Annotated in this window: 5 protein-coding genes; 3 read left to right on the top strand and 2 right to left on the bottom strand. The window is 61.6% G+C overall.

Annotated elements, in window-relative coordinates:
- Positions 1-269 precede the first annotated feature (269 nt).
- A complete protein-coding gene (gene hemB, locus AC1DU9_RS29310; protein ID WP_477811221.1) occupies positions 270-1,244 on the top strand; it encodes a porphobilinogen synthase in 975 nt (324 codons plus the stop codon).
- Positions 1,245-1,362: 118 nt separating this feature from the next.
- On the opposite strand, the gene AC1DU9_RS29305 is transcribed toward hemB, so the two are convergent.
- A complete protein-coding gene (locus AC1DU9_RS29305; protein ID WP_223463432.1) occupies positions 1,363-2,898 on the bottom strand; it encodes an FAD-dependent oxidoreductase in 1,536 nt (511 codons plus the stop codon).
- A gap of 137 nt (positions 2,899-3,035) precedes the next feature.
- Here AC1DU9_RS29305 and AC1DU9_RS29300 point away from each other — a divergent pair, with 137 nt between their 5' ends.
- A complete protein-coding gene (locus tag AC1DU9_RS29300; protein ID WP_477811220.1) occupies positions 3,036-4,127 on the top strand; it encodes a DUF1615 domain-containing protein in 1,092 nt (363 codons plus the stop codon).
- Positions 4,128-4,204: 77 nt separating this feature from the next.
- On the opposite strand, the gene AC1DU9_RS29295 is transcribed toward AC1DU9_RS29300, so the two are convergent.
- The gene (locus tag AC1DU9_RS29295; RefSeq protein ID WP_223463430.1) at positions 4,205-4,567 is read right to left on the bottom strand and encodes a hypothetical protein; all 363 of its coding nucleotides are present in this window, start codon (positions 4,565-4,567) and stop codon (positions 4,205-4,207) included.
- A 261-nt stretch (positions 4,568-4,828) separates the two neighbouring features.
- Here AC1DU9_RS29295 and AC1DU9_RS29290 point away from each other — a divergent pair, with 261 nt between their 5' ends.
- Complete coding sequence (locus AC1DU9_RS29290) at positions 4,829-5,452, top strand: glutathione S-transferase family protein (protein WP_477811219.1); 624 nt, start codon at positions 4,829-4,831, stop codon at positions 5,450-5,452.
- Positions 5,453-5,505: the final 53 nt, after the last annotated feature.

The following is a 5,505-nucleotide window of genomic DNA, read 5'->3' as shown; positions in this document are numbered from 1 at the left end:
GCATAGACGTGCAACGCTACGTGATGCGTTACAACAACGTCAGGCTCCATAGCTACAACGGCTATCGTTCACCGGTAGCTATGGAAAAACTGGCGGCATGAAAACCGTAACTGGTGTCCAAAATTAGTTGACCAGTTCAGCTTGCTCGCGAAAAACGTAAAGGCAACGCGAGCATTCAGACAAAGCGCGTATCGTTTACGACCATCGTCGGAACGCCGCCCGGAGCAAGCTCGCTCCTACATCTCGCCCTCTGAAATCAAGGAAGACCCATGTCCAGTCAGTTCCCCGAAGCACGCCCCCGCCGTCTGCGCCGCAATGCGAGCCTGCGCAGCCTGTTCCAGGAGACGGAGTTCAGCCTGAGCGACCTGGTGCTGCCGATTTTCGTCGAAGAAGAAATCGACGACTTCGTGCCGATCAAAAGCATGCCCGGGGTGATGCGCATTCCAGAGTCGAAGCTGGCCGGCGAGATCGAGCGCTACGCCCGTGCCGGGATCAAGTCGGTGATGACCTTCGGCGTGTCCCATCACCTGGACAGCAGCGGCAGCGACACCTGGCGCGAGGACGGCCTGGTCTCGCGCATGTCGCGCGTCGCCAAGGATGCAGTGCCGGAAATGATAGTGATGTCCGACACCTGCTTTTGCGAGTACACCGACCACGGCCATTGCGGCGTGCTGCACAACCATGAAGTCGACAACGACCAGACCCTGATCAACCTCGGCAGGCAAGCCGTCGCGGCGGCCCGTGCCGGTGCCGATGTGATCGCCCCCTCGGCGGCCATGGACGGGCAGGTCCAGGCGATTCGCCGGGCACTCGACGACGCCGGGTTTACCCAGACGGCGATCATGGCTTATTCGACCAAATTTGCCTCGGCGCTCTATGGCCCGTTCCGCGAGGCCGGCGGCAGTGCGCTCAAGGGTGACCGTAAAAGCTACCAGATGAACCCGATGAACCGCCGCGAAGCGATAAGAGAATCGTTGCTCGATGAGCAGGAAGGCGCCGATGCGCTGATGGTCAAGCCGGCCGGTGCGTACCTGGACATCATCCGCGACATCCGCGAAGCCTCGCGCCTGCCGCTGTCGGCCTATCAGGTGAGTGGTGAGTACGCGATGATCAAGTTTGCCGCCCAGGCCGGGGCCATCGATGAAGACCGTGTAGTGCGCGAGAGCCTGGGGGCGATCAAGCGCGCCGGGGCAGACCTGATCTTTACGTACTTTGCGATGGACCTGGCCTTGGCCGGGATCTAAGGACCACCGTATACCCCCTGTGGGCTTGCTCGCGATGAGGCCGGAACATCCAGTATCTATGCTGACTGATCCGGCGCCATCGCGAGCAAGCTCGCTCCCACAGTGGATCTGCGTTGCTTCAGGTCGCGCCAAAAAACGGCCGGATCCCGTGATCACGGAAGTACCGTTCGATCACTTTCGGGTCCGCACACGTTTCGGCAATCGCCACATAGGTATCGGGCCGCAACAGATAAAAGCCGTTGCGCCCCAGACCCGCCGCTTCGAACGCCGGTCGCCAGTCGAACACATGCAGCGGCAGATGGTGCTCGTGGCACCAGGCGATCATCTCGTCGCTGGTGTCGCCATACACATGCACCTGCCAGGTCAGGCATTTCAGTGACTCAAAGTTATCCCCCTCACCGTCATGGGCCCAGGGCAGGCGATCGCCGCCATGCACGTGCCCGGCAACGCCCGTGCTCAATGGCATGCCCCGATAATTCAGGGTGATCTGCGACACTGTGCGAAACAGGAACTGACGGGAGGTTTCGAACGAGGTCATTTTCGGTAACAAGAACGGGGCCAGGCGCGTACGCAGCAGATCGGCAATCGGCCCGTCAGCGGTGACGAAAGTGAAGACCCGGTCGGTGGTGGCCACCAGTTTGCGGGCGAAAGCGATGCGCTCGGTTTCATAGGTGTCGAGCAGTCTGGCCTCGGCGCCGCCGCTCAACACTGCCGCCAGTTTCCAGGCCAGGTTGATGGCGTCGCCGATCCCGGTGTTCATGCCCTGGCCGCCCGCAGGACTATGGACGTGGGCAGCATCGCCCAGCAAAAACGCCCGGCCGTTGCGGAAGTGATCCGCCACCCGATGATGCACGCGGTAGGTCGAAAACCAGTTCAGTTGCTCGATCTTCACCTTCATATGCTCGATGGCCCGGCTGCTGACGTCCTCGAAACGCAGGGTCTCGGCGTGTTCGGCGCGCTCGTCGCGCACCGTGCCGATCAGGCGCGCGCGACCCGTGCCTGCCAGCGGGAACACGGCGAGGAAGTCCGCCTCGTCGAGATCCACATGCAATTCGCCGTTGAATGTCGGGCCGCTGGCCTGCACGTCGGCGACGTAGAAAATCTGCTGGTAGGTCCCGCCGGGAAACCCGGTGTCGAGGGTCTTGCGCACAATCGACCGGGCACCGTCGCATCCGGCCAGGTAACAGGCCTGGCAGATTTCCTGCTGGCCGTCGGGCAGATGCAGCGTGGCCGTGATGCCGTCCGCGGTTTGCTCGAAGCTTGCCAGTTCGGTGTTGCGTTCCACTGTGATACCGAAGGCTTCCAGGCGCTCGATCAACAGCCGTTCGTGTTCGTCCTGCGGGAAAATCTCGAGAAACGAGTAGGGGGTCAGGCCTTCACCGATCTGAGACAGGGGCAGGCGCGCCACGGGCTCACCCTTGACCCAGAAGTTGCCGGCCTTTACTTGATGGCCGTTTTGCACCACGGCGTCGTCCAGTCCGAGCTGGCGATACAGCTCCAGCGTCCGCGCCTGCACGGCCAGCGCCCGGGAGGTTGTGCCGGGGGCCGAGGTTTTGTCGACGATCCGCACGCGCACGCCAAGTTTGCTCAGCCACAACGCCAGGACCAGCCCGGTCGGGCCGGCGCCGACGATCAACACGTCGCTGCGGTGCATGAACCTGTCCTCCTCGCTGTGTGAATCAAGTATGGTCCAGTCGGGGAGGGCGGCAACCATCGGACTGCCACGGCCGTAGCCGCTGACCTGCCATTGGTCGTATGGTTAGCCCGGACCAACGGATCAGATGGAATGACATGCAAATCAGATTGATCACAAGCGTCGGCGTGTTGCTGGTATTGGCCGGTTGCGGCAGCCAACGGACCCAGGAACCGGCGGCGCGCACTCCGGCCCAAGTGAAGGCCGAGATTGTGCGTTTGCTGCCGGCGAAGGCTGCCGATCCCCAGGGTTGGGCCACGGATATCCAGGTGGCATTTACCGCGCAAGACATCTCGCCGACCACGCAAAACCTGTGCTCGGTGCTGGCCGTGACCGAACAGGAGTCGACCTTTCAGGTCGACCCGGGCGTACCGGGCCTGGGCAAGATCGCCCGCGACGAGATCGACCGTCGCGCCGCCAGGGCACACATTCCCGGCCTGCTGGTGAGCGCTGCGCTGAAGCTCGACTCGCCCAGTGGCAAAAGCTACAGCGACCGCCTGAATGCCGCGCGCAGTGAAAAGGAACTGAGCGCGATTTTCGACGACTTCATCGACATGGTGCCGATGGGCAAAAAACTGTTCGGCGGCTTCAACCCGGTGCATACCGGCGGGCCAATGCAGGTCGGCATTGATTTTGCCGAACAGCAGGCCAAGGGCTATCCGTACCCGGTGAAGGGCTCGATTCGTCATGAAGTGTTCACCCGGCGCGGCGGCATGTATTTCGGCATCGCGCATCTGCTTGGGTACCCGGTGAGCTACCCGCAGCCGCTGTACCGTTTTGCGGACTTCAACGCGGGTTGGTACGCCAGCCGCAACGCCGCGTTTCAGAACGCAGTGAGCCGGGCGTCCGGTATTCCGTTGGCGCTGGATGGCGATCTGGTGAACTACGGTTCGATCATGCCCGGCACCACGGAACTGGCCGTGCGCACCCTCGGCAAGCAATTGGACATGCGTAATCCGACGATCCGCGAACAACTGGAGGAGGGGAAAACCCTGGCTTTCGAAGACAGCAAACTCTATCGGCGGGTTTTCGAACTGGCCGAACGGGCCGAGGGCCGGCCGTTACCCCGTGAAGTGGTGCCGGGGATCGTGTTGCAAAGCCCGAAAATCACCCGAAAACTCACCACCGCGTGGTTCGCCAAACGGGTCGATGAACGTTACCAGCGCTGCATGGCGCGGGCAGGGAAGTAATCGCGGCGCAAAAAAAGCATAAAAAACCCGGCGGGTGAGGCCGGGTTTTCGTTGAGTCCTGCGGTAAAGCACTGCATTCAGACAGCGCGGCTTTCGATCAGACGGTCGGAACCACCTTCGGCAACGCGGTTTTCCAGCAGTTTGTCAGAGCCGCCTTCAGCAACGCGGTTCTGCAGCAGTTTGTCGGAACCGCCTTCAGCGACGCGGTTTTCCAGCAGCTTGTCGGAACCGCCTTCGGCAACACGTTTTTCCAGCAGGCGATCTGAACCACCTTCGGCCACACGATTCTCGATCAGGCGATCGGAACCACCCTCGGCCACACGGCTTTCAATCAGACGATCCGAGCCGCCTTCAGCGACCACAGGTTGAGCAGAAGTTGCGGCGAAAGCGTTAACTGCGAAAACCGAGAAAGCGATGCTGAGGAGGGTCTGGCGTTTCATGATGGTGTGCTCCGGGGTGCTGATGGGTGGGTATGGAGCAGATGTTACGCCGGGGATTTTTTATGAGAACTTCATTGCGCTGATGGTGAACATCGACGGCAATGATAGGACCGGCGCCATACCCCTTCTGAGCGTGATGGTGCGATCGTCGGATGGTCGCTGTGTGACGGTTGGCGGCTTCTACACTGGATATCTGGCGCGTTCCTCTGCCGGGACGATTGATGAGGCACTGCAGAGATCGCGGTGAACAAGGAGATGTTTATGTACCAGCTCTACGGTTATCAGAACTCCGGGGCGGCGGCCATCGAGGCCGCCCTTGAACTCTGTGATGTTCCTTATCGCTTCATCGATGTCGAGACATCTGCGGAGGCGGCCCAGGCGCTGGAGAAACTCAACCCGCTCAAACAGATTCCGACCTTGCAGCTACCTGATGGCAGCGTCCTGACCGAGAGCGCGGCGATCCTGATTCACCTCGGGCTGACCTTTCCCGCATCGGGGTTGTTGCCGTCAGACCCGGCCGAGCGGGCCCAGGCCATTCGCGGCATGGCGTACATCGTCAGCAATTGCTATGCGGCCATCGGCATCATTGATTACCCCGAACGCTGGCTGGCCGAGGCGGATGAGTCGTCCAGGCACAACCTCATGGAGGGCGCCCGCCGGCGCCTGCACTGGAGTTGGGAGGTGTTTGCCGATCAGTTCTCGGGCGAGTTGTACCTGGGTAGCGAGAAGCCGGGGGCGCTGGATGTGCTGGCAGCGGTGATCTCGCGATGGGCGGGCAGTCGGGAGCATTTGCGTAATGCCAGGCCGGGTTTTTTCGCCTGGCTGGAACGCATCGACCGCTACCCGGCGCTGACGCCGGTATTCGCCCGGCATTGGCCCGCCTGAGAACACTTAACACCAAATGTAGGAGCGAGCCTGCTCGCGATAGCGGACTGACA

Source organism: Pseudomonas sp. P4_C1 (assembly GCF_056402155.1).
This window is presented reverse-complemented; position numbering and strand designations above follow the sequence as displayed.